This window comes from Halorubrum vacuolatum (assembly GCF_900188065.1).
Classification (GTDB): Archaea; Halobacteriota; Halobacteria; order Halobacteriales; family Haloferacaceae; genus Halorubrum; species Halorubrum vacuolatum.
On record NZ_FZNQ01000005.1, the window covers coordinates 42,494 to 64,263 of the forward strand.

Annotated in this window: 25 protein-coding genes and 1 tRNA gene; 11 read left to right on the top strand and 15 right to left on the bottom strand. The window is 67.2% G+C overall.

Features of this window, described 5'->3' with window-relative positions; translation table 11 throughout:
* Positions 1–48 precede the first annotated feature (48 nt).
* The 3 genes from CHB65_RS06865 (at position 49) to CHB65_RS06875 (ending at position 2,825) form a co-directional block, all read left to right on the top strand.
* The gene (locus CHB65_RS06865; protein WP_089384321.1) at positions 49–438 is read left to right on the top strand and encodes a methylglyoxal synthase; all 390 of its coding nucleotides are present in this window, start codon (positions 49–51) and stop codon (positions 436–438) included.
* Positions 439–528: 90 nt separating this feature from the next.
* A complete protein-coding gene (locus CHB65_RS06870) occupies positions 529–1,050 on the top strand; it encodes a DUF7332 family protein (RefSeq protein WP_089384322.1) in 522 nt (173 codons plus the stop codon).
* Between the two features lie 74 nt (positions 1,051–1,124).
* A complete protein-coding gene (locus tag CHB65_RS06875; protein WP_089384323.1) occupies positions 1,125–2,825 on the top strand; it encodes an acyl-CoA mutase large subunit family protein in 1,701 nt (566 codons plus the stop codon).
* Positions 2,826–2,898: 73 nt separating this feature from the next.
* On the opposite strand, the gene CHB65_RS06880 is transcribed toward CHB65_RS06875, so the two are convergent.
* Positions 2,899–3,132, bottom strand: a complete 234-nt coding sequence (locus CHB65_RS06880; RefSeq protein WP_089384324.1) for a hypothetical protein — start codon at positions 3,130–3,132, stop codon at positions 2,899–2,901.
* 98 nt (positions 3,133–3,230) lie between these two features.
* Between CHB65_RS06880 and CHB65_RS06885 the strand changes: the two genes are divergently transcribed.
* On the top strand, positions 3,231–3,989 hold the full coding sequence (locus CHB65_RS06885) for a 4-phosphopantoate--beta-alanine ligase (protein ID WP_089384325.1): 759 nt from the start codon (positions 3,231–3,233) through the stop codon (positions 3,987–3,989).
* Between the two features lie 57 nt (positions 3,990–4,046).
* On the opposite strand, the gene CHB65_RS06890 is transcribed toward CHB65_RS06885, so the two are convergent.
* Positions 4,047–5,207: a site-2 protease family protein gene (locus tag CHB65_RS06890; protein ID WP_089384326.1), complete on the bottom strand. Its 1,161-nt coding sequence runs from the start codon at positions 5,205–5,207 to the stop codon at positions 4,047–4,049.
* 91 nt (positions 5,208–5,298) lie between these two features.
* Between CHB65_RS06890 and CHB65_RS06895 the strand changes: the two genes are divergently transcribed.
* From CHB65_RS06895 to CHB65_RS06905, 3 genes are all read left to right on the top strand, one after another.
* Positions 5,299–5,748, top strand: a complete 450-nt coding sequence (locus CHB65_RS06895; protein ID WP_089384327.1) for an Lrp/AsnC family transcriptional regulator — start codon at positions 5,299–5,301, stop codon at positions 5,746–5,748.
* 141 nt (positions 5,749–5,889) lie between these two features.
* The gene (locus CHB65_RS06900; protein WP_089384328.1) at positions 5,890–7,044 is read left to right on the top strand and encodes a DUF63 family protein; all 1,155 of its coding nucleotides are present in this window, start codon (positions 5,890–5,892) and stop codon (positions 7,042–7,044) included.
* A 107-nt stretch (positions 7,045–7,151) separates the two neighbouring features.
* The gene (locus CHB65_RS06905; protein ID WP_089384329.1) at positions 7,152–7,883 is read left to right on the top strand and encodes an SDR family NAD(P)-dependent oxidoreductase; all 732 of its coding nucleotides are present in this window, start codon (positions 7,152–7,154) and stop codon (positions 7,881–7,883) included.
* A gap of 50 nt (positions 7,884–7,933) precedes the next feature.
* Here CHB65_RS06905 and CHB65_RS06910 read toward each other — a convergent pair whose 3' ends face one another.
* Together CHB65_RS06910 and lonB are read right to left on the bottom strand one after the other, a co-directional pair.
* Entirely contained in the window at positions 7,934–8,746 is an 813-nt protein-coding gene (locus tag CHB65_RS06910) for a CPBP family intramembrane glutamic endopeptidase (protein ID WP_179213601.1), read from the bottom strand.
* A gap of 46 nt (positions 8,747–8,792) precedes the next feature.
* Entirely contained in the window at positions 8,793–11,174 is a 2,382-nt protein-coding gene (gene lonB, locus CHB65_RS06915) for an ATP-dependent protease LonB (protein ID WP_089384331.1), read from the bottom strand.
* 169 nt (positions 11,175–11,343) lie between these two features.
* Between lonB and CHB65_RS06920 the strand changes: the two genes are divergently transcribed.
* Complete coding sequence (locus CHB65_RS06920) at positions 11,344–11,877, top strand: nicotinamide-nucleotide adenylyltransferase (RefSeq protein WP_089384332.1); 534 nt, start codon at positions 11,344–11,346, stop codon at positions 11,875–11,877.
* Between the two features lie 69 nt (positions 11,878–11,946).
* Positions 11,947–12,762, top strand: coding sequence for an SAM hydrolase/SAM-dependent halogenase family protein (locus CHB65_RS06925; RefSeq protein ID WP_089384333.1), 816 nt, complete (start codon positions 11,947–11,949; stop codon positions 12,760–12,762).
* 38 nt (positions 12,763–12,800) lie between these two features.
* On the opposite strand, the gene CHB65_RS06930 is transcribed toward CHB65_RS06925, so the two are convergent.
* From CHB65_RS06930 to trpC, 8 genes are all read right to left on the bottom strand, one after another.
* Positions 12,801–13,157, bottom strand: a complete 357-nt coding sequence (locus CHB65_RS06930) for a fluoride efflux transporter FluC (protein WP_089384334.1) — start codon at positions 13,155–13,157, stop codon at positions 12,801–12,803.
* Positions 13,154–13,501 (bottom strand): fluoride efflux transporter FluC, encoded by a 348-nt coding sequence (locus CHB65_RS06935; RefSeq protein WP_089384335.1) that lies wholly within the window; start codon positions 13,499–13,501, stop codon positions 13,154–13,156. The genes CHB65_RS06930 and CHB65_RS06935 overlap by 4 nt, the downstream gene beginning before the upstream one ends.
* A 45-nt stretch (positions 13,502–13,546) precedes the next feature.
* Positions 13,547–14,632: an ATP-binding protein gene (locus CHB65_RS06940; RefSeq protein ID WP_245809920.1), complete on the bottom strand. Its 1,086-nt coding sequence runs from the start codon at positions 14,630–14,632 to the stop codon at positions 13,547–13,549.
* 89 nt (positions 14,633–14,721) lie between these two features.
* On the bottom strand, positions 14,722–15,261 hold the full coding sequence (locus tag CHB65_RS06945; RefSeq protein WP_089384337.1) for a hypothetical protein: 540 nt from the start codon (positions 15,259–15,261) through the stop codon (positions 14,722–14,724).
* Positions 15,262–15,313: 52 nt separating this feature from the next.
* Positions 15,314–16,105 carry a 2-amino-3,7-dideoxy-D-threo-hept-6-ulosonate synthase gene (locus CHB65_RS06950; protein ID WP_089384338.1) on the bottom strand — a complete coding sequence of 264 codons (792 nt, stop codon included), beginning with the start codon at positions 16,103–16,105 and terminating at the stop codon, positions 15,314–15,316.
* Positions 16,106–16,216: 111 nt separating this feature from the next.
* Entirely contained in the window at positions 16,217–17,236 is a 1,020-nt protein-coding gene (trpA, locus tag CHB65_RS06955) for a tryptophan synthase subunit alpha (RefSeq protein ID WP_089384339.1), read from the bottom strand.
* Complete coding sequence (gene trpB / locus CHB65_RS06960; RefSeq protein ID WP_089384340.1) at positions 17,237–18,538, bottom strand: tryptophan synthase subunit beta; 1,302 nt, start codon at positions 18,536–18,538, stop codon at positions 17,237–17,239.
* 26 nt (positions 18,539–18,564) lie between these two features.
* Positions 18,565–19,365, bottom strand: a complete 801-nt coding sequence (gene trpC, locus CHB65_RS06965) for an indole-3-glycerol phosphate synthase (protein WP_089384341.1) — start codon at positions 19,363–19,365, stop codon at positions 18,565–18,567.
* A 138-nt stretch (positions 19,366–19,503) separates the two neighbouring features.
* Here trpC and CHB65_RS06970 point away from each other — a divergent pair, with 138 nt between their 5' ends.
* Positions 19,504–19,971: an MGMT family protein gene (locus tag CHB65_RS06970; protein ID WP_089384342.1), complete on the top strand. Its 468-nt coding sequence runs from the start codon at positions 19,504–19,506 to the stop codon at positions 19,969–19,971.
* 22 nt (positions 19,972–19,993) lie between these two features.
* Here the strand turns inward: CHB65_RS06970 and CHB65_RS06975 are convergent, their stop codons facing one another.
* The 3 genes from CHB65_RS06975 to CHB65_RS06985 all read right to left on the bottom strand — a co-directional run bounded on the left by CHB65_RS06975 (position 19,994) and on the right by CHB65_RS06985 (position 21,526).
* Entirely contained in the window at positions 19,994–20,227 is a 234-nt protein-coding gene (locus CHB65_RS06975; RefSeq protein WP_245809921.1) for a hypothetical protein, read from the bottom strand.
* Between the two features lie 79 nt (positions 20,228–20,306).
* On the bottom strand, positions 20,307–21,125 hold the full coding sequence (gene hisF / locus CHB65_RS06980; RefSeq protein ID WP_089384343.1) for an imidazole glycerol phosphate synthase subunit HisF: 819 nt from the start codon (positions 21,123–21,125) through the stop codon (positions 20,307–20,309).
* Between the two features lie 92 nt (positions 21,126–21,217).
* Positions 21,218–21,526, bottom strand: a complete 309-nt coding sequence (locus CHB65_RS06985; protein WP_089384344.1) for a cyclin — start codon at positions 21,524–21,526, stop codon at positions 21,218–21,220.
* Positions 21,527–21,630: 104 nt separating this feature from the next.
* Between CHB65_RS06985 and CHB65_RS06990 the strand changes: the two genes are divergently transcribed.
* A tRNA-Leu gene (locus CHB65_RS06990) sits at positions 21,631–21,714 on the top strand.
* The last annotated feature ends 56 nt before the right edge of the window (positions 21,715–21,770 follow it).

Here is a 21,770-nt window from a genome sequence, read left to right on the forward strand (position 1 = left end):
ACCCGCCGTCGTCGGTAGGATTTTTATCCGCCGCCGGGAGGAACGTGCATGCGCATCGCGCTCATTGCCCACGACCAGTTGAAAGACGAGATGGTCGAATTCGTGCAGACGTACGTGGACGTCCTCTCGGACTGTGAGATCGTCACCACGGGCACGACCGGCAAACGGATCCACGAGGAGACCGGGCTAACGGTCGATCGGCAGGCTTCGGGGCCGCTCGGCGGTGACCTCCAGATCGGCGCGATGGTCGCGAACGACGAGCTTCACGGGCTCATCTTCCTCCGCGACCCGCTCACCGCCCAGCCGCATGAACCCGACATCTCGGCGCTGTTGCGCGTCTGTGACGTGCGGGACGTCCCGGTGGCGACGAACCTCGCGTCCGCGGAGCTGTTGGTCGAGGGGATGCTCGTCGAGGGGTTGTTGGACATCACGGAGTGACCGCTCGTCGCGTCGACGGATCCGCCGGAAGTATCGCTCCTGATTCTGCGGCCCGGAAGGTTATGTGCGTCACTCGTTTACTTCCGATCGATGGACAGCCGTTCGGGGCCTCGCTTGAAAACGCTCGCCCTTGCGCTCGCCGTGCTCTCATGTCTCGCGCTCATCGGCGCGCCGGTCGCCGCGAGCGTCGCCTCCACCGCCTCCACCGGGAACGCGACCCCAGCAGGTGATCCGGACGAGGAGTTCGGCGATCCGGTCGATCCGCTGACGGAGTGTTTCGTCGGCCAGGGCTACCCGCTCAGCATCGGCGACCCGCCGACGACTATCGACGCGGTCGTCCACCTCTCGGTGCTCACGGACCCCCAGAACGCCGGCGAGTTCGGCATCGAGCTCTCGGGCACGACCGGCGAGGACCGGATCGTCACGCTTGCGGCGGGGGTCCGGCTCGACAGCGCCGGGCTGATCGCCACCGGCGTGAATCCGTTTGCGGCCTTCGACGTTGTCTACACCTACGAGCTCCGCTTGCCGATGTTCGACGGAGTCATCGAGGAGACGGCCTACCGCGACGACGGGTCACCGGTCGGCTCCGCCGCGGGAACGGTCCCCTGTTGAGCCGGGAGGCTTTTTCAGACGCGACCTGATCATCACAAACAATACTTAACGTTCGGGCGAGCGAAGACGACGCCATGTACGACGAGGAGGACCTCGCCGCGATCCGCGCGGATCGCGAGCGCTGGGCGGCCGACACGCTCGAACCGACACGCGAGCGATACGGGGAGCGCCGCGACCGGTTCGCCACCGTCTCGAATCTTGAGGTGGATCGGCTCTACACCCCCGCGGACGTCGCCGACCTCGACTACCGTGAGGACCTCGGCTTTCCGGGCGAGGAGCCGTACACCCGCGGCGTCTATCCGACGATGTACCGAGGCCGCCCGTGGACGATGCGGCAGTTCGCGGGCTTCGGCACCGCAACGGAGACGAACGACCGGTTTCACTATCTCATCGAGAACGGCCAGACCGGCCTCTCGACCGCCTTCGATATGCCCTCGCTCATGGGACTCGACTCCGACGACGAGATGGCGCTCGGGGAGGTCGGCAAGGAGGGCGTCGCCGTCGACACGCTCCGGGACATGGAGGTGCTCTTCGAGGGCATCGACCTCGCGGAGGTCTCCACGTCCTTTACGATCAACCCCTCCGCGCCGGTGATCTACGCGATGTACGTCGCGCTCGCCGACGAGCGGGGCGTGCCGCGCTCGGCGCTTCGGGGCACCCTCCAGAACGACATGTTGAAGGAGTTCATCGCCCAGAAGGAGTGGATCGTTCCCCCGGAGCCCTCACTCGATCTCGTCGTCGACACGATCGAGTTCGCGGTCGAGGAGACCCCGCGATTCAAGCCCATCTCCGTCTCGGGCTATCACATCCGTGAGGCCGGATCGACCGCGATACAGGAGCTCGCGTTCACGCTCGCGGACGGGTTCGCCTACGTCGAGGCGTGTCTCGACCGCGGAATGGACGTCGACGCGTTCGCCCCGCAGTTCTCCTTCTTTTTCAACGCGCACAACTCCCTGCTTGAGGAGGTCGCGAAGTTCCGAGCGGCCCGTCGGCTCTATGCCCGTCGGATGAGAGAGGCGTACGGTGCGGAGACGGACGCGGCGACGCAGTTGAAGTTCCACACCCAGACGGCCGGGCAGTCGCTCACGGCCCAACAGCCGCTGAACAACGTCGTTCGCGTCACGATCCAAGCGCTCGCGGGCGTGCTCGGCGGGACGCAGAGCCTGCACACCAACTCCTTCGACGAGGCGCTCGCGCTCCCGTCCGAGCGGGCCGTTCGGGTCGCGTTACGGACCCAGCAGATCATCGCCGAGGAGTCCGGCGTCGCCGACACGATCGATCCGCTCGGCGGCTCGTTCGCGGTGGAGGCGCTGACGAACGAGATCGAGGAGGCCGCGATCGACTATTTGGATGAGATCGCCTCGCTGGGCGACGGCTCGATCCGCGACGGCGTCCTCACCGGCATCGAGGGGGGCTACTTCCATCGGGAGATTCAGGAGGCCTCGTATGAGTACCAAGCGCGTGTCGACGCCGGCGAGGAGACCGTCGTCGGGGTGAATACATACACCGTCGAGGAGGACACCCGTCCCGACGTGCTTCGGGTCGACGAGGGGACCCGCGACCGGCAGCTCTCACGGCTGGAGTCGGTGAAAACCGAGCGCGACGAGGACGCCGTTGACCGGGCGCTCGCGAACGTCCGTTCGGCCATCCGAAGCGACGAGAACGTCATGCCCGCCATCGTCGAGGCGGTGAAGGCGTACGCGACGATGGGTGAGATCATGGCCGTCTTCGAGGACGAACACGGCAGCTATCGGGAACGGATCGGCGTCGCGTGACGTTCGGACACGAGCGTGACGTTCGATCCCGAGCGCAAAGAACGCGGGCCCACGGGGTGTACGATGTGGTGTCCTATCCGTCGACCGCCCGTGCGTCCGCGGCACACCACGCGTTCCCCCGCCGTCCCGCGCGTCGGAGTTCGAGATGGACGACGGAACCCGCATCCAGCTCCGACAGCTCCTCGTGGACCGCATCGTCGTCGTACTCGACGACGTGGAGCGTCCCGTTGCGTGGATGTTCACGGAGCGTCATCGCTCCATGGTCGTTACACGATTTGACGACGGTGTATTTGCCAGCGCGGTGCATCACATCCGAATGTCTGTTTTACCAGTTGATAATTTTTGGGGCAATTTTCGCGATATGCCAACGCGTCGCTTATCACCCACCCATCGCCAAACGGGGATATGATCGACTCGGAGATCCCCCGGGATCACCCTCGATACGCCTCGCTCGTGACTCGACACCGGATCGAGGCGGGCGTCGAGCGGGGGATCACCTCGAAACAGGGGCTCATCGCGCAGGGACGCGGAGAGGCGTTCGATTACCTCCTCGGCGAGCGCACGCTTCCGAGCGCGGACGCGGCCGCCCGGGCGGCGGCGGCACACCTCCTCTCGGCGAACCGGCCGGTCATCTCCGTCAACGGCAACGTCGCGGCGCTCGTGCCCGAGGAGACGATCGCGCTCGCGGGGGTCGTCGGGGCCGACCTCGAGGTGAACCTGTTTAACCGCACCGAGGAGCGCATGGAGGCGATCGCGGACCACCTGCATGCACACGGCGCGACCGAAATAAAGGGGCTGACCGGTGACGGGGAGATCCCCGGGCTCGCACACGCCCGTGGGACGGTCGATGCCGACGGCATCGAGTCGGCGGATGTCGTCGTCGTCCCGCTGGAGGACGGGGACCGTGCGGAGGCGCTCGCGGCGATGGGAAAAACGGAGATCGTGATCGATTTAAATCCCGGAAGCCGGTCGCCGCGGACGGCCGACGTGCCGATCATCGACAACGTCCTTCGGGCGGTTCCGAACATGACCGCACACGCACGGGAGCTGGCTGACGCTTCCCCGGCCGAGCTGCAGGCGATCCGCGAGACGTTCGATCCCGAGGCGACGCTCGCGGCCGCCGAGCGGGCTATCCGTGAAGGCGAGTTCGCCGACGAGGAGTGAGTGACCGGTCCTCGAACCGCTCGCTCTCTGCGCTCCAACCAGCCCGTTATCTCCCGATCAGACGATCCCTTCGTCCAACGGCGACTCGCGGGCGGGCTTGCCCGCCGTGGCGGCGAACTGCATCGTCTCGGCGAACTCCGCGAAGGTGACGACGCCAACGACCTCGCCCGCGTCGTCCTCGACGAGCGCGTGGTTCGTCCGTTCGGTGTTGATCGCGACGAGCGCCTCGAAGGCGTCCTCCTCGCGGCGGATCCGCACCGGCGACTCCGAGAGGATCGCCGCCACCGTGGCGGTGTCGCGGTCGAGCTTTCGGGCACGTTTTAACTCATCGAGCGAGACGACCCCGACGAGTTCGCCGTCGCGCTCGACCGGAAAGACCGTCCGACGGCTCGTGAACATCCGATCCGAGAACGCCTGTAGGGTCGTCTCCGCGGGGATGGTTTCGGGATCGAGCCGCATCAGATCGGCGACGGTGAGCCCCTCCAGGAGGTCGGCGACCGTGGTGATCCGCGATTCGCTTTTCGCCGCGCCGTAGACGAACAGGCCGACGAGGATCAGTATCAGGTCGAACGCGAGAACCCCGAGGACGACGAAGACGAGTCCGAACGTGATCCCGACGCGAGCGGCGATACGGGTCGCGGAGGCGTACGGGCGATTGCGCGCGAGCAACGCGCGAAGGATCCGCCCGCCGTCCATCGGAAACGCGGGGATACAGTTGAACACCGCGAGGACGATGTTGATCACGCCGAGCCAACCGACGACGAAGAGCAGCACGGGCTGGGAGGCGGGCACGACCTGCAATCCGAGCAGGAAGACGACGCCGACCGCCACGCTCGTGATCGGCCCGATGATCGCGATCCAGAACTCCCGGTTCCACTCCTTGGGGATCGATTCGAGCGCGGCGACCCCGCCGAAGATCCAGAGGGTGATCGATTCGATCCCGATCCCGTACCGGCGCGCCATCCACGCATGTCCGAGTTCGTGTGCGAGCACCCCGAGGAACAGCCCGAGCGCCGCGAGCGTCCCGATCAGCCAGCGGAACTCCGCGAGCGCCGCCGGATCCAGTTCGGTTCCGGCGAGCGATCCGATGATCCCCGCATACAGCGTGATCCCCTGTCCGCTGCCGATGAGATACGCCAACAGCGGCAAAAAGAGGATCAGCGAGATGTTGATGCGGATGGGGATCTCCCAGATCCGCGCGACGGTGTAGCTTCGCATGCCCGCATTGGGGAGGGACGCGTACTTAACTACTGCTGGCGGATCGGCCGGTGGTCGCAAGGACAAAGACCGTGCCGCCCGAGGGCCGTGTATGGAATTGGACGAGACGGATCGGAAGATATTGCGGATCCTCCAGTCCGATGCGCGAACCCCGTTCTCGGAGATCGCTCGCCGGATCGACATGTCGAGCGCGACGGTTCATGACCGTGTCGGACGCATGGAGGACGCGGGCGTCATCGAGGGCTATCACGCGAAGGTGAACGCGAAGGCCGTCGGATACGGCGTCAGCGCCCTCGTCGGACTTCGCGTCGAGCAGGGTCGCGAGGAGGACGCGCTGGAGCAGCTTCGGGAGATCGAGGGCGTCACCGAGATCCATCTGACGACGGGCGAGTGGGACGTGATGTTGAAAGTCGCCGCGGCCGACACCGACAGCCTCCGGGACCTGATGTTCGACCGGGTCGCCAACATGGAGGGGTTCTCGCGCTCACAGACGATGATCATCCTCGGCACCGACTACGAGACCGACGGCCTCCCGATCTGAACGGCGCGACGGCCCGACGCGTCGATCACGGTCGGACGGGTCGATCACGGTCGGACGGGTCGATCACGGTCGGCTAAACGGGCTACGGACCGGCCGTCCGCGACCGGAACGCTCAACACCCACACCCCCCGAACGTGGGACATGAGTGGTTTCCTTGAGGAACGCCTCGGGCTCGGCCCCGAGCGCGCGTGGCTTGCGGCGGTCTCGGCGGTCACGGCTCTCCTCGTGATCGGCTCGTTGGTGTTCCCACGGCAGGTCTACGACGCCTTCCTCTGGCGCTACTTCTGGGGTCCCGTCGTCGCCGATGGGCAGGGTGCACAGTGTGCGGTCCGTGAGGGTGGCACGACGGAGCTGTTGACCAGCGGGGCGGCCTGTTCCGACGCGATCGCGGCCGGTCAGATCGTCGCCGAGCCGGGCTATACGACCGTCTCGACGCTGAGCTACGTGGTGATCCTCTTGGCGATGCTGACCGGAGTCGTCCTGCTCCTCCGCCGGCTCGACATCGGGAACGAGTTCCGATTTTTCTACGCGCTCTTCCCGTTCATGCTCTTCGGGGGTGCACTCCGGACCGTCGAGGACGCCGGCATCGCCGCCATCCGCGCCGGCGTCGATCCGCTCGTTCCGTTCCCGTGGAGCGCGCTCCTGATCAGCCCGTTCATCTACTTCACCGTCTTCGCGCTCACCCTCGTCTCCGTGCTCCTCGCGTACGCCCTCGCGGACCGCGGGCTCGTCGACGACTACGCACACGCGCTCTTCGGGTTCGGGACCGGCCTGTTGGTCCTCTCGCTCGGCTACCTCGCATACCTCGCCGCGACGACGGAGTACGTGACCGTCTACCCGCAGATCCTCGTCCTCACGCTCGTCATCGCCACGCTGTCGACGTGGCTCACGTGGAAGCTCATCGAGGGGTGGCGACCGTCGATCAACCAGGGGACCGGCTTCGCCGGCTTCCTGATCATCTGGGGGCACGCCGTCGACGGCGTCGCCAACGTGATCGGGCTCAACTGGATGCCCGAGCTCACCGGCACTTCGAACCTCGTCCCGAAACACGTCGTCAACGAGCTGATCGTGAACTGGACGGGCCGGCTTCTCCCCGACTCCGTCGTCGCGATCACGGGTGACGCGTGGCCGTTCCTCTTCGTGAAGATCGGCGCGGCGACGTTCGTCGTCTGGGTGTTCAACGGCGAGATGTACGACGAGTCGCCGCGGTTTACGATGCTGCTTCTCATCACGGTCCTCGCGGTCGGGCTCGGTCCCGGTACCCGCGACATGCTCCGGGCGACCTTCGGGATCTGAGCACGGCCCCGAACCGCTTGCGGACGTTCCCCCTCGCTCACCGTTCGTGCGGTGTTCACCTTCCGCGATCAGCATGTTATAAGTCGGTTGTACTACGCCCACATACCATGCGTATTCTCGTTACCGGTGCGAGCCGAGGGATAGGGCGAGCCGTTGCACGGACACTCGGAGCCGATCACGATGTCGCAGTCGGTTATCGAACCTCCAAGACGGCGGCTGCACAGGTCGTCGAACAGGTCGTTGAACGGGGCAATAAGGCGGTCGCAGTCGGCGGCGACGTTCGTGATTCCGAGGCGGTGGACGCGCTGATCGCGGAAACCGTCGAGGGCCTAGGTGGGCTTGATGCCGTGGTAAACAACGCCGGTATCGTCGACCCGTCCCTTGCGACCGAAATCGACGATGAGCAATGGGCCCGCGTCATTGAGACGAACCTCACGGGAGCGTTTAACGTGACTCGTGCGGCGCTGCCACATATCGAACCGGACGGTGATATCGTGTTTATCTCCAGCATCGGTGGCACCGGAGGAACGGTGGACGCGAGTTACGCCGCGAGCAAAGCAGGACTCCATGGGCTGACCCGGTCGCTTGCGCGCGAATACGGGGCCGGTGGTCTCCAGGTCAACGCCGTCGCCCCGGGGCCCGTTGAGACAGATCTGAACGATGCTATCCTCGAGTATCTAGAGGCGGTCGAGTTCCGTGGCCACGAGAACGTTGACACGCATCTCCCTCAGTACGCCTGTTCCCCCGAAGATGTCGCTCACACGGTGACATACCTCTTGGAAAACGAGTACGTGCAGGGTGAGATCATCAACCTCAACGGCGGTATGCAGTTCCGATAGCAGCTGATGTTTTTTAGGTGGTGCGTGAAGAGCCGTGCTGACCGTGCGATCTATGCCACGCCCCCAAACGGCTTCCACCCCAACCCTTCCCGGACGCCGAACTCCAGCGCGTTGATCACGTAGTGGACGACGATGACGAGGAGGAGGCTCTCGGTGAGGACGAAAACCGCGGCGAGCGCGAACCCGAGGACGCCGGTGACGAGGACGCCGAGACGGCCCTGCGCGCCGTGGCCGAGCCCGAAGAGGATCGAGGAGGCGACCGCGAGGAGCCACGGATCGACCCCGAAGCCGAGCGCGAACGCGCCGATCAACGCCCCGCGGAACAGCGCCTCCTCGAAGAGGGCGATGACCGGCAACACGACCACGAGGAGGAACGTCCACCCACGGGCGTCATCCGGGGCCATCGCTTCGCGAAGCCGCTCGGAGACGGGCATTCCGACCCGTCGCCCGATCCCCGCGGCGATCTCGTTTCCAGTATAAAACAGGACGCCGAGCGCGACACCGGCGAGCAACACGCCGGCCGCGAGGTCGTCCATGGAGAGCCCGAAGGCGGCCGCGGGGACGTCGGCCCACCACGCGAGCGCGACGAGCGCCGCCAGTGCGATCCCCTGGGTCACCGCGACGTTGATAAGGAGGAGATCGGCGGTGAGCGTCGGGGTCGGGGACGGCTCGACAGGGACCGGGTCCGCGACGTCGCCTTCGGCGGAGTCGTCTCCGTCGCCGTCGCGATCAGTTCCCGCCCGCGGATCGTCGACGCCGACGATGTGTGCGCCTTCGAGCGCCTCGCTCGACCGTCTCGTCAGTATCAACAGCACGAGTGTAAGAACGACGACGCCGACGGCGAAAAGCGTCCAGTCGGTCATGTACTCGGGCATTCGAACCGGGAGCGATGAAAAACGCGCGGGTCGATTACTGTGGGCTCGGGCTGGAGGGCTTCGAGACGCCCTGGTCTTTGAGCGCGGAGCCGGTGATCGATTTGAGCCGGGAGACGAGCGAGTCCTTCTCGGGTTCACCCTCCAGCGCGATGTCGAGCACCTCGCTGATGTGGCTGACCGGGATGACCTCCACCATCTCCTCGTACTCCTCCTCTATCATCACGTCCTGTTCGTTCGCCTGCGGGATGATCACTCGCGTACAGCCGGCCTTCGCGGCCGCCTCGATCTTGTGGGTGACCCCACCGACGGGCAACACGTCGCCGCGAACCGACAGCGAGCCGGTCATCGCGAGGCTCTGGTCGACGCCGACGTCCTCCAACGCGGAGATGACCGCGGTCGCGACCGTGATCGACGCGGAGTCGCCGTCGACGCCCTGTTGGCCGGCCTGCACGAACTGGATGTGGATGTCCATCTCGGAGATGTTCTCATCGGAGAACTTCTTGATGATCGCCGAGACGTTCGAGACGGATTCCTTGGCCATCTCCTTGAGTTGGCCGGTGGCGATCACCTCGCCGGGACCCTGTGAGGGGGCGACCTCGGCCATGACCGGGAGCATGATCCCCGAATCCTCGCCCATGACGGCGAGGCCGTTGACCCGTCCGACGACGTACCCTTCCGAGACCTGCAGCTCGTAGTCCTTCCGGCGCTCGATGAAGTCGTCGGCGAGCTGCTGTTCGATGGAGCGCGAGCGGCCCTTCGCCTGCAGGACGTGATCACGGGTGGTGAAGTCCGCGTCCTCTCCGCGGGCGATGTCGCCGGCGACCCGCACGAGCCCGCCGAGGTTCCGGAAGTGCAGCGTCAGGTGGCCCTTCCGGCCGGAGCGCCGTTTCGCTTCGAGGATGACCTCCTCGATGGCCTCGCCCGTGAACTCCGGCAGGCGGCCGTCGTTGGCGACCTCCTGGGCGATGAACCGGACGTACTGCCGGCGCATCTCCGGGGTGTCCTCGATGGTATCCTCCATGTAGACCTCGTAGCCGTAGCCCTTGACGCGCGAGCGGAGCGCGGGGTGCATGTTCTCCATCGCGTCGAGGTTCCCCGCCGCGATCATGACGAAGTCGGTCGGGACGGGCTCGGTCTGGACCATCGCGCCAGAGGAGCGCTCGGACTGGCCCGTGATCGCGAACTCGCCCTCCTGGATCGCCGTCATGAGGTGCTGCTGGCTCCGGATGTCGAGGGTGTTGATCTCGTCGATGAACAACACGCCCTTGTTGGCTTTGTGGATCGCGCCGGCCTCGACGCGGTCGTGGCTCGGCGTCTCCATCCCGCCGGACTGGAACGGGTCGTGCCGAACGTCGCCCAACAGCGCCCCGGCGTGTGCGCCCGTCGCGTCGCGGAACGGCGCGGATTTGGTGTCGCCGTTGTTCACGAGCAGGTTCGGAACCATCGCGTCGGAGCCGCGGTTCAGATAGCGGAAGACCAGATAGACGATACCCGCGGCGATGATGCCGAGGAGGATCTGGCCGACGATGATGAGCGCGTAGCCCAACACGACGGCGATGATGATCCACATGAGCAGCGACCGCATCTGGTTGCGCTTGCGGGCCTCCTCCTTGTGTGCGTCGACGATCTGTTCGCCCTTCCCGGCCGGGACCGTTCGGACCTTCGGCTTGTTGCCGTCGTCGGGGTTGTGATAGACGAGGACGTCCTGTAGCTCCTCTTTCGGGAGGAGTTCGGACATCGCCTTCGCGAGCATCGACTTGCCCGTCCCCGGCGAGCCGATCATCATCACGTGTCGGCGCTGCTTTGCGGCCTTGATGATCACGTCGCGGGCGTGCTCCTGTCCGATCACTTGGTCGACGAGCCGATCGGGGATCTCGATCTCGGAGGTGGTGTCGATCTTGAGCCCGCCGAGCAAGTCATCCGGGTCCGGATCGTCGGCGATCTCGGCCCCTTCGACCTCGACGGTGCTCCCGAGGTCCTCGATATCGAGGTCCTCCTCGTTCTCGGCCGGTTCCTCGTTCTCGGCTCCCTCCTCGACCGGCCCCTCGGCTGCAGCGCCGTTGGACTCGGCGACCGCACCCTCCTCGGGGTCTTTGATCACGACGTCGTCGTCCCAGATCGAGTCGTTCGTGGAGACCTCGGACCCATCCTCAACCGTGGCTTCGTCATCGGACGTGGTTCCGTCATCGGAGCTGACTCCTTCGTCGGCGTCCGTGGTGTGTCCCTCGGTACCGTCCGTCGGGCGTCCCCCGTCGCCCTCGCCGGGGTCGGAACGGTCCTCGACGGAGGATGGACGGTCCTCGACGGGGTCGTCGCCCTCCCGAGCGGGGACGCCGTCGTCGCGTTCGGACGCGTCATCGCTCGGATCGGGGGCGTCGGCATCCGCCGGGTCGTTCGTGTCCTTTTCGTTGCTCATAGAATCGATTTCGCTACCAAATGTGAGGGGTGCGCTACTGATATACTTTCTCCCCGACCGACGCGCATCGCTCGTCGCGTAATCGCCTACGAGAGGCGTGTAGCTGCCTAAAACCGGGGTCGAACCGCTGTCGCCGTATTTATAACTGGAGCGCGTGCTAGGTGGATCCATGCGGGGGTTTTATATCGGCCGATTCCAGCCGTTTCACAACGGCCACCGCCGGATGGTGGAGGAGATCGCGGCGGACGTCGACGAGCTGGTCCTCGGGGTCGGATCGGCTGGCGATTCCCATACAACGCGAAACCCGTTTACCGCCGGCGAGCGGGTGATGATGGTGACGAAGGCGGTCTCTGACCTCCCGGTGACGGCGTACGTCGTCCCGATCGAGGACCTCGATCGGAACTCGGTCTGGGTGAGCCACGTCCGGAGCATGAGCCCGCGATTCGACGTGGCGTACTCGAACAATCCGCTCGTGATCCGGCTCTTCGAGGAGGCGGGCGTCGAGGTCCGAAGTTCCCCGATGTTCCGACGTGACGTGCTCGCGGGGACCGAACTCCGCGAGCGAATGATCCACGGCCAGGAGTGGGAATCGCTCGTCCCGGACGCCGTCGTGGACGTGATAACCGAGATCGACGGCGTCGAACGGCTCCGGCGCGTCGCCGAGACCGACACCGACGGCCGGCATCCTCCCTCCGATGGCTAGACGGGTTGACGGACCCCGTTCGGACGGTCACTTCCCGGAGATCGGACCGGCCGCGAGGTGCTCCCCTCAATGATCACCCTCGCTACCGACTTCGGCTCCCCGTACCCGGCCGCGATGAAGGGCGTCATCCGCCGCGAAAGCGCCGCCGAACTGATCGATGTCGCACACAACCTCCCCCGCGGCGACCCCCGGGCGGCCGCCTTTTGGCTCCGGTTCGTCCTGCCGGAGTTCCCGCCCGCGGTTCACTGTGCGGTCGTCGACCCCGGCGTCGGCACGGACCGGGCGGCGATCGTCGTCCGAGCCGGCCGACACGCGATCGTCGCGCCCGACAACGGGCTCGCCGTGCCGCCGGCGCGGGCGCTTGCGGCGGCGACCGGATCCGGCCCGGACGACCTCGTAGTCTTCGAGATCGACGTCGATGACCCGGAGAGCGCGACCTTCCACGGACGCGACGTCTTCGCGCCCGCCGCGGCGGCGGTCCGGGAGAACGCATGGGGTGATGATGGCATCGACGACGACGCACTCGCGTCCCTTCGGCTCCTGTCGCCGGCAGCGCGGTATGTCGACCGCACGTTGCCGGAGCCGACCGTCGAGCGCGACGCGGCGGGCGTCCCCACGAGTATCGAGGGGGAGGTGCTCGCGGTCGACGACTTCGGCAACGTCATCACGAACGTTCCGGGTAAGACGATCGACGGGATCGACCGTCTCCGCGTGAACGGGCACGCGTCGGTTCCGGTGGCGCGAACCTTCGACGAGGTCCCGCCCGGCGATCCACTCGTCACGGTCGGCAGCCACGGCTTCGTCGAGTGCGATGTCAACGACGGACGGGGCGCGGAGGCGTTCGGGCTGGCACCGGAGGAACGGGTCCGGCTCGTTCCGGCGTGATCCGCGGATCAGTTACTGCGGTCGGTCGAGGGAGGGCATCACGCGATAACTCCACCCACCACGAGCCCGACGCCGATCGCGAGAAGCGCCGCGACGAGGTTCCCCACCGCGAACGCCGTCGCGACGCCGATCTCACCGTCCTCGGCCGTCGAGACCGTCTCGACGGCGAACGACGAGAAGGTCGTAAACGCGCCACAGAACCCGACGCCGACGAGCCAGACCGCGGTGGTACCGACCGGACCGGCGAGCACGACGCCGAGCGTAAAGCTCCCGAGCGCGTTGACGACGATGACGGACTCACGGCCGTCGATCGAGAGTCCGACCGCGTGTCGGCTCACCGCGCCGATCGCTCCGCCGAGCCCGACGAGTACGGCGGCGACGAGCGGATCGGTCACAGCCGCCTCCCCACGATCAACCCGACGGCCGCGGCGGTCAGCCCGACGGCGTAGCTGGCGAGCACGTAGATCCCCCCGTCGACCGTCCCGAGCGTCACGGCGTCATTCGCGAACGTGCTGTAGGTGGTGAACGAGGCGAGCGCACCGGTCCCGACGAACAGCTGGGTTCGTCGCGTCGTCGCTCGCGTCAAGAGGAACCCCAGCGCGAACGACCCGAGCACGTTCACGGTGAAGGTGCCGACGCCCGTGGCGTCCCCGCTGGCGAGGTCGATCCCGTAACGGGACACGGCGCCGAGGAAGCCGCCGCCGGCGACGAGGAGGAATCCGGCTACGCTCCGTTCCATACGATTCGCTCGTCGGCGACCATGTTGTGGGTTTTGATCCGCACGTCACCGCGTCGCCGTCGACGAGCGCCGATCCGACACCGTGGACGCCTCGACCTCGCTTGCCCGCGGGCTCGACCCGCCGTGCGGCGTTCGCCGCTCACGAACTCGGACGGTGTGTGCCTCCTCCGTGGCGTCGTCGACGACGAGCGCCTCGCCAACCCCCTCCGGCAACCGTGCGGCGAGGCTCCCGTCGAGATAGGTCGCCTCCGCCTCGCGGAGCCGGTCGACGTCGCGCTCGGCGGTGAGACGGTGGGCGACGATCAGGTCCGACTGGGAGATGGCGACCGGCGGGAGCGCCTCCGGCCGCTGTGTCGCACACACGAGCGACACCCCAGGGGCCCGTCCACGCGTGAGTACCGTCCGCAGGGCGGGGTCCGCGATCCCGCCGAAGTAGGCGTGTGCCTCGTCGATCAACAGCCAGGGCAATCGTGGCGCGTCGCCCTCGACACAGGCGTCATAGAGGCCGCGAGCGAGCGAGGACACGACCGCCCCCGCGGCGACCTCGGGCGTCCCCGCGAGATCGATGACGGTCGGATCCCCACCGAGAAGCTCCGTGACCGGTGGGGCGGCGGGGTCGAACACGCCCCATGAGGCGGCGAGGTCCAGATGGTTGCGGACCACGCGACGGGTTTCCTCCGGCGCATCCATTTCGGACAGACGGTCACGGAAGGCCGCGATCGAGGCGGGTCCCGCACGTCGGTCGACGGTCTCGGCGACGACCCGCCAGAGCAGCCCGCCGGGCGCGCCTGCCGGATCCAACCCGAGGAGGTCCGGCCACACAGCCGGCGGCAGCGTCGCCGGCCGCACCTGCGGGGCGATCACGTCGCCGCCGAGCGCCTCGAGCCCACCGAAGACGCCCATCGGGTCCACGATGACGGGCGCGACGCCCGGTGCGTCGGCCAACCCTTCGGCTATCACCCCGAGCGTATACGATTTTCCGGCGCCACGTTTTCCGACGACGACGGCCGCGTGTGGTCGGTCGGCGTCGACCCCGACGGCCGCCCCCGTGCTCCCGTCGCGTGCGAGAAACTCGCCGAGGTGAACCGTCGGCCCCGCCGTGGGGTCCCCGTCGCGTCCGAGCACGTACATGGGGTCGCTTGGTGGCGTCATGGGTGATAAACCGTCGCTCTCTTGGGGCGGTTCGTCTCGCCGACGCGGTAACCGAGCGCTCGTGGGATCTATCCGTCGCCTTCCACGCGATGATCCTCAAGGTCGACGATCCCACGTCCAACGATTTCGCCGTCGCCGAGCACGCGGATCCGGACCGTCGTCTGTTCCGGGTGGATCCAGCTCCGTTGGATATCGACCGTCGTCGTTTCGTCGGGTTCGACGACTGCAAGGTCCGTGGGTTCGATCCGATCCTCGCCGTCATCGAATCGCATCGCCACCCGCTTGACCGGGATCGGCTCGTCGCTCCCGTTATCCAGCCGGCAGCGAAACCGCTCGACGGCGTGTTTCGACCCGGCTGGACGGAGGTCGAGGTCGACGTCCGTGAGGACGCCGCGGAACGTACCCGGCCCGATCTCGTCGGTTTCCCTCTCCTCCGGGTCGACCGGTTCGCCGGTCGCCGGATCGACCCGAAACGTCGAGAAACAGCGGTAGCATTTGTGTGGATGCGGGCCGCCGGGATTCCCGGTGAAGAACCCGCCTCCGCCACGGACGCGAAAGACGAGAAAGCGGCTGCCGCAGTCCGGACAGGAGGGCTTGTCGAGGGGCACGATCGGCTATCGAACGACCGACGACAAATGTCTTGTGCGGCCGATGGCGCCGTTAGACGTCGATGAAGCCGCCCGCCTGCAGCGCCGTGTCGACGTCGGCGTCGTCGTGAATGATCGCGGAGACGGTGCGGGCGATCCCTTCGGGGTCGTCGTGCTGGAAGATCGACCGGCCCATCGAGACGCCGGCCGCGCCGCCGTCCATCGCGCCGCGGACCATCTCGGCCGTCTCCCGATCGGTGCCCTTCGAGCCACCCGCGATGACGACCGGCAGGCGGGTCGATTCGGTGACGCGCTCAAACGTGTCGCCGTCGCCGGAGTAGCCGGTCTTCACCACGTCCGCGCCGACCTCCTCGGCGAGCCGCACCGCGTGGCCGAGCGCCTCCGGGTCGGTCGAGTCGACGCCGGGGCCACGGGCGTACGCCATCGCGAGCACCGGAAGCCCGAGCCGTGCGGCGTCATCGGTGAGTTCCGCGAGCTCCTCGATCTGTTCGGGCTCGTGATCGGAGCCGACGTTGATATGGAAGGAGACGGCGTCCGCGCCGGCCCGAACCGCCTCCTCGGCGGTCGCGGTGACGCGTTTGTCGTTCTCGTCCGGCCCGATGGTCGTCGAGGCGTTCACGTGAACGATGTAGCCGGCGCCGTTCTTGTTGGGGTGTACCCGCGGGGCGATCCCCTTCTGGGTGAGCACCGCGTCGGCGCCGCCACGCGTGACGCCGTCGATGGTCGATTCGATGTCGACGAGGCCCTTTACGGCGCCCATCGTGATCCCGTGATCCATCGGCACGATGAGGTAGCGGTCGTCTGTGGAGATGCGGTCGAGTCGTGCGGCGAGTCCTGCTGTCATGTGGAATGGCTCGTTATGTGACTGTGTGGCAATCGAAGATAAGTCGGTTTCGTTCGGGGACGGATTCGCTCGAACCGTGGAATCGGCTTCGATACCGCCCCTACGGACCCCTCAGCGGGCGTCTCCGGGGCTCGCGGGGTCCGGATCCGCCTCCGCCCCCTCGCCGTCATCATCGTCGCCGGCGTCTCGAGCCGACAGGCCGCGTTCCGCGCCAGCTTTCAACTCCCGCGAGAGCGCCTCCAGCTCGTCGGCGACCTCCTCGACCGATCGGCCCTCCTCATGGCCCGCCGCGACGATGTCGACGAGCGCGGAGCCGACGATGACCCCGTCCGCGCCGGCGGCGACGATACGTTCGGCGTGCTCGCCAGCGGAGATGCCGAATCCGACCGCCTTCGGGACGTCGTACTCGCGGATCCGCGCGAGGCTCTCGGTCGTCTGATCCGAGACATCGCTTTTCGCGCCGGTCGTCCCGAGCCGCGCCTGCACGTACACGTATCCCGAGACGTGCTCCATGATCCGTTCGAGCCGTTCGCCCGCGGTCGTCGGCGCGACGATGAAGACCAGATCGAGCCCGAACTCGTCACACGCCTCCCGCAGCGGGTCGGCCTCCTCGGCCGGCAGGTCGGGCACGACGAACCCCTCGATGCCGACCGCGGCGGCACGCTCGACGAACGGACGGGGACCGTCGTGGCTCGCGGCGTCGCCGCTCGCGTCCGAGGCGCTACGCGCCTCGCTGGCCCCGTACTGGTAGATCAGGTTGTAGTAGGTCATACAGACGAGCGGCGCGTCGACGTCGAGCTCCTCGACGAACGCGAAGAATCGGTCCGGGGTCATCCCGCCCTCCAGTGCCCGGACGACCGCGCCCTGGATCGTCGGTCCCTCGGCGATGGGCTCGGAGAACGGCAATCCGAGCTCGATGATGTCGGCGCCGCCGCGATCGAGCGCCTCCACGTACGCGAGCGATGAGTCGTAATCCGGGTCACCGACCGCGAGGTACGGAATGTACGCCGGGCCGTCCGCGAACGCCGCGGCGATCGCGTCCGAGTTGCCGGTCGAGACGGCCGTATCGGCTGGGTTGCCGGCCGCGCCGTCGTCGGTCGCGTTCCCGTCGATCGCCCCATCGTCAGCCATTCAGAGTCCCCCCGTGAACATCGACATGTCGGGTGCGCCCGCGACGTCGCGTTTGTCCGTCTCCTCGATGGCCGCATCGAGGTCCTTGTCGCCACGACCGGAGACGGTGACGATGACCCGGTCGCGGAGTTCGTCGCCGTGTTCCTCGAGGTAGCCGAAGGCGTGGGCGGTCTCCAAGGCGGGAATGATCCCCTCCGTGCGTGAGAGCCGGTGGAACCCTTCGAGGGCCGCGTCGTCGTCGACCGCGACCGGGTTCACCCGGCCCTCGTCGACGAGGCAGGCCAGTTCGGGGCCGACGCCCGCGTAGTCGAGCCCGGAGGAGATGGAGTGGCTCTCCATGATCTGGCCGTGTGAGTCCTGTAAGAGTTTCGTGCGCGCCCCGTGCAGGACGCCTTCGTCGCCGGCGAAGAGCGACGCGGAGTTTGGCGCGACCCCCGCCTCCTCGTCGACCTCCAACGTGGATCCGCCCGCCTCGATCGCGTGCAGCGCGACGGACTCGTCGTCGACGAACGCCGCGAACGACCCCATCGTGTTCGACCCGCCGCCCGCACAGGCGATGACGTCCGTTGGCAACCGGCCGGTGACTTCGATCGACTGTTCTCGCGCCTCCTCGGAGATCACCGCCTGAAAGTCCCGCACCATCACCGGGAACGGATGGGGGCCGACGACGCTGCCGATCACGTAGTGGGTGTCCCCGACGGTCGCCGCCCAGTCGCGCATCGTCTCGCTTATCGCCTCCTTGAGCGTGCCGCGGCCCGCGGTGACCGGTTTCACCTCCGAGCCGTTCAGCTTCATCCGGAAGACGTTCGGCCGCTGCCGGTTGATGTCGCGTTCGCCCATGTAGACCGTACAGGGCATATCGAGGTGGGCGGCGGCCATCGCGGTCGCGGTGCCGTGTTGGCCCGCCCCCGTCTCGGCGATGATCCGCTCTTTGCCCATGTACTTCGCGAGCAGGACCTGTCCGAGCGCGTTGTTCAGCTTGTGTGCGCCGCCGTGCAGCAGGTCCTCGCGTTTGAGATAGACCTCGCGGTCATAGCGCTCGGAGAGCCGATCCGCCCGCTGCAGCGGCGTGGGCCGGCCGCCGAAGTCCGCCAACCGCTCGCGGAACTCGTCCATGAAGCCGTCCTCGTTCTCGAGGACGTAGCGCTCGTAGGCGTCGGTCAGCTCCTCGATCGCCGGCATCAGGGCCTCGGGCACGTACTGGCCGCCATAGCGGCCGAACTTCCCGTCGGTTCGGCCCCGTTCGCGGCCGGGTCGCCCCCGTCGATTCCCCGTCTCGGTCGTGGTCTCGGTTTCGCTCATGTGCGTATCTGGTGTGGTGTGTGTATTTAACCCGTGGTCTCCGTCCGTGTCGTGTTTACGCTCCTTTCGGCGGTGGTTAGTTCCCGTGTGTTCGCCTCGACGTCGCCGGCCATGATCGCGCTCCCGACGAGGAGCGCGTCGGCACCCGCGGCTCGCATCCGCCGGACGTCCGCGGGCGTCGAGATGCCGCTTTCGGCGACGAGCGTGACGTCCTCGGGTGCCGCGGGCGCGACCTCCTCGAACGTGTCGAGGTCGACGACGAGTTCGGCGAGATCGCGGTTGTTCACGCCGACGAGGTCGGCTCCCGCGTCGAGTGCCGCTGCGAGTTCCTCGCGGGTATGGACCTCGACGAGGACCTGAAAGCCCCGGTCGCGTGCGGCCGTGAGGAGGGAGGGGAGGTCGTCGCCGACGAACCGCGCGATGAGCAGGACCACGTCGCTTTCGACGGCGTCGAGCCCAGCCTCGTCGAGGACGAAGTCCTTTCGTAACACGGGCACGTCGACCGCCTCGCGAACCCGTTCGAGCGTCTCGACGCTGCCGCCGAAGTGTTCCGGCTCGGTGAGCACGCTCAGCGCGGCCGCCCCGCCGGCGACCATCGACCGGGCGAGCTCGACGGGGTCGTCCCCGCGGGTTCCCTCCGTCGTCGGGCTCGTGGGCTTCACCTCGGCGATCACCGGAACCAACCCGTCCGCCTCCGCCGTTTCGAACGCCGCGTGAACGTCGCGCGGCTCGACTGCGACACGTCCGTTCGCTCGCGCCCCACCGCGCTCGCGGGCCGACGCGAGTATCGAACGAACCGCCGGGGCCAGCTCGTCTGCATCCTCCATTAGTGTACACTAATGTACGCATCTGTTCATAAGGCTTCCGGGACAGGGTCGCCGGTTGTGATCGGCGAGGGGACAGCAGGTCAGCCGACGACCACGCCTGCCTACCCATTTATGGATCGGGCCCGCGGACCGTGTACCATGGCCAGTTGGGGAACCTCGGGGGTGTTCGCTCGGACCTACGCCGACCTCGACCGATCGATCGAGGTCGGTCTGGCCGGCGGGCGGGTGATCGCCGTCTCGTTCCCGGATGCGGTTCCCGAGGACGCGGCGGGTCGACACTCGCTGCTCGACCGGTTCGAGACGTATCTCGCGGGCGAGCCGACGACGTTCGCGGACGTCGCCGTGGGCTTGACCGTGCCGACCGACCGGCGGGACGTGCTCTCGGCCCTGCGGGATATCCGGCACGGCGAGGAGGTCTCCGTGAGCCGGCTCACGCGGCTCGCCGGCCTCGACCCCGATGACCCGGACGACCTCGAGACGGTGACCCGCGCGCTGCGTGACAATCCGATCCCGATCCTCGTCCCGGATCATCGCGTGCAGGGCGGGCCGTACGCGACGCCCGCCGACGTGCGGAAGCGACTTCGGGCGATAGAGGGGCTTCCCTGACTGCGGCCGAGTCCGTGACCGTTCAGCGCCACTCAGCTTCCGGGATACAGTCCGCCTTCCTCGCGGTTATCCAGCGGGCCGTCCGTTCGTCGGGGGCGAGGTCGGCCTCGTAAAAGGTGACCTCGATCCGTGCAGCGTTCCCGTTCGTCTCCACGTCTCCCTTTGCGTCCCCCTCGACGTCGACCGTGGTGGTCGTCTGGCGGGCGATGAGCGCCGGTGGTTCCACGGGGAAGGCGGGCAACGGGGACGTGGGCATAGTCGACCCTTGTCCCGTCATCGCTTAAGAAGGAACGGTTTCGATCCGCCCGTCCCGTGAGCGGCCCGACCCGTCGGGATCAGCGTCGAACGGGAACGCCCCGGTCCGCGAGGTACCGTTTCGTCTCCGCGATCGAGTAGTCGCCGAAGTGGAAGATCGACGCCGCGAGGCCGGCGTCGGCGTTCGCCTCGGTGAAGACCTCGTACATGTGCTCGGGGCTCCCACAGCCGGATGAGGCGATGACGGGCGTCGAGACCGCCTCACAGATCGCCGTCATGAGCGGGATGTCGTAGCCGTCCTTCGTGCCGTCCATGTCGATGGAGTTGACGAACAGCTCGCCCGCCCCGCGCGACTCGGCCTCCTTCGCCCAGGCGATCGCGTCGATCCCGGTTCCCTCGCGACCGCCCTTTTTGGTACACTCGAACCAGACCTCCTCGCCGTCGGCGTCGGCCACGAAGTGTTCGCCCTCGTCGTCGTAGCGTCGGCGCGCGTCGACGGAGATGACGATACACTGGCTGCCGAAGGCGGCCGCGCCCTCCGTGATCAGTTCGGGTCGTTCGAGCGCGCCCGTCGTGATGGAGACCTTGTCGGCGCCCGCCCTGAGCGTCTCCTTGATGTCGGCTTTGGTGCGGATCCCGCCGCCGACGGTGAGCGGGATGAAACACTCGTCGGCGACCGCGTTCACGACGTCGAGCATCGTCTCGCGGCCCTCGGCGCTGGCGGTGATGTCGAGGAAGACGAACTCGTCGGCGCCCGCCTCGTTGTACTTCTTCGCCAGCTCGACCGGGTCGCCCGTGTACTCCAAGTTCTCGAAGTTGACGCCCGTGTAGACGGCGGCGTCGCCGTCGTCGTCGAGGTCGACGTCGATACACGGGATGATGCGCTTCGTGAGTCCCATTCGATACCGGGCGTTGACCACGAGTGGGGTTAAAAGGCGCGGGACGGGGCCTCGTCGTTGTCGGGACGGAAACAATAAAAGCGCAGACCCGGTCACCACGTCGGCGGCGAGAACCCCGCGGCCTCCATGATCGGCTTCCAGCCGCTCTGGACGGCGAGTCGCGAGACGTCCATCGCCTCCGCGACGGCCGCCTGTGAGCGCTCTTGGCCGCGGATAAGCGCGGCGGCATAGAGGCTTGCGGCGGCGGTCGCGGGCTTCGATCGCTCGAGTTCGGGCGCCTCCGAGAGGAACAGGTCGATGGCGGTCGCACACGCCTCGTCGTCGAGATCGAGCGTCCTGCAGGCGGCCTCGATCCGATCGATCCACGCCGCGTTCTCGACCCGGTCGCTCGCCCGATACATGCCTGTTCGTTGCCCGTCGCGGTATATAAAGGGTCCGTGGGTACGGATCGCCGTTCGCGGTCGTTCGGTAGGTTCTTGAGTGACTTCGTGTAACGGGATGTTGCGCGCGGGTAGCCAAGCCAGGAAACGGCGCAGCGCTTAGGACGCTGTCTCGTAGGAGTCCGCCGGTTCAAATCCGGTCCCGCGCACTGTGTGGCTCGAACGAACGTGAGAGCCATCAGTGCGCGATGAGGATTTGAAGCAG

Bases quoted from the DNA above. Each gene is read 5' to 3' on its own strand.
- CHB65_RS06865 (WP_089384321.1), top strand. From the start codon at position 49: ATGCGCATCGCGCTCATTGCCCACGACCAGTTGAAAGACGAGATGGTC.
- CHB65_RS06870 (WP_089384322.1), top strand. From the start codon at position 529: ATGGACAGCCGTTCGGGGCCTCGCTTGAAAACGCTCGCCCTTGCGCTC.
- CHB65_RS06875 (WP_089384323.1), top strand. From the start codon at position 1,125: ATGTACGACGAGGAGGACCTCGCCGCGATCCGCGCGGATCGCGAGCGC.
- CHB65_RS06880 (WP_089384324.1), bottom strand. From the start codon at position 3,132: ATGCACCGCGCTGGCAAATACACCGTCGTCAAATCGTGTAACGACCAT.
- CHB65_RS06885 (WP_089384325.1), top strand. From the start codon at position 3,231: ATGATCGACTCGGAGATCCCCCGGGATCACCCTCGATACGCCTCGCTC.
- CHB65_RS06890 (WP_089384326.1), bottom strand. From the start codon at position 5,207: ATGCGAAGCTACACCGTCGCGCGGATCTGGGAGATCCCCATCCGCATC.
- CHB65_RS06895 (WP_089384327.1), top strand. From the start codon at position 5,299: ATGGAATTGGACGAGACGGATCGGAAGATATTGCGGATCCTCCAGTCC.
- CHB65_RS06900 (WP_089384328.1), top strand. From the start codon at position 5,890: ATGAGTGGTTTCCTTGAGGAACGCCTCGGGCTCGGCCCCGAGCGCGCG.
- CHB65_RS06905 (WP_089384329.1), top strand. From the start codon at position 7,152: ATGCGTATTCTCGTTACCGGTGCGAGCCGAGGGATAGGGCGAGCCGTT.
- CHB65_RS06910 (WP_179213601.1), bottom strand. From the start codon at position 8,746: ATGACCGACTGGACGCTTTTCGCCGTCGGCGTCGTCGTTCTTACACTC.
- lonB (WP_089384331.1), bottom strand. From the start codon at position 11,174: ATGAGCAACGAAAAGGACACGAACGACCCGGCGGATGCCGACGCCCCC.
- CHB65_RS06920 (WP_089384332.1), top strand. From the start codon at position 11,344: ATGCGGGGGTTTTATATCGGCCGATTCCAGCCGTTTCACAACGGCCAC.
- CHB65_RS06925 (WP_089384333.1), top strand. From the start codon at position 11,947: ATGATCACCCTCGCTACCGACTTCGGCTCCCCGTACCCGGCCGCGATG.
- CHB65_RS06935 (WP_089384335.1), bottom strand. From the start codon at position 13,501: ATGGAACGGAGCGTAGCCGGATTCCTCCTCGTCGCCGGCGGCGGCTTC.
- CHB65_RS06940 (WP_245809920.1), bottom strand. From the start codon at position 14,632: ATGTACGTGCTCGGACGCGACGGGGACCCCACGGCGGGGCCGACGGTT.
- CHB65_RS06950 (WP_089384338.1), bottom strand. From the start codon at position 16,105: ATGACAGCAGGACTCGCCGCACGACTCGACCGCATCTCCACAGACGAC.
- trpA (WP_089384339.1), bottom strand. From the start codon at position 17,236: ATGGCTGACGATGGGGCGATCGACGGGAACGCGACCGACGACGGCGCG.
- trpB (WP_089384340.1), bottom strand. From the start codon at position 18,538: ATGAGCGAAACCGAGACCACGACCGAGACGGGGAATCGACGGGGGCGA.
- trpC (WP_089384341.1), bottom strand. From the start codon at position 19,365: ATGGAGGATGCAGACGAGCTGGCCCCGGCGGTTCGTTCGATACTCGCG.
- CHB65_RS06970 (WP_089384342.1), top strand. From the start codon at position 19,504: ATGGCCAGTTGGGGAACCTCGGGGGTGTTCGCTCGGACCTACGCCGAC.
- CHB65_RS06975 (WP_245809921.1), bottom strand. From the start codon at position 20,227: ATGCCCACGTCCCCGTTGCCCGCCTTCCCCGTGGAACCACCGGCGCTC.
- hisF (WP_089384343.1), bottom strand. From the start codon at position 21,125: ATGGGACTCACGAAGCGCATCATCCCGTGTATCGACGTCGACCTCGAC.
- CHB65_RS06985 (WP_089384344.1), bottom strand. From the start codon at position 21,526: ATGTATCGGGCGAGCGACCGGGTCGAGAACGCGGCGTGGATCGATCGG.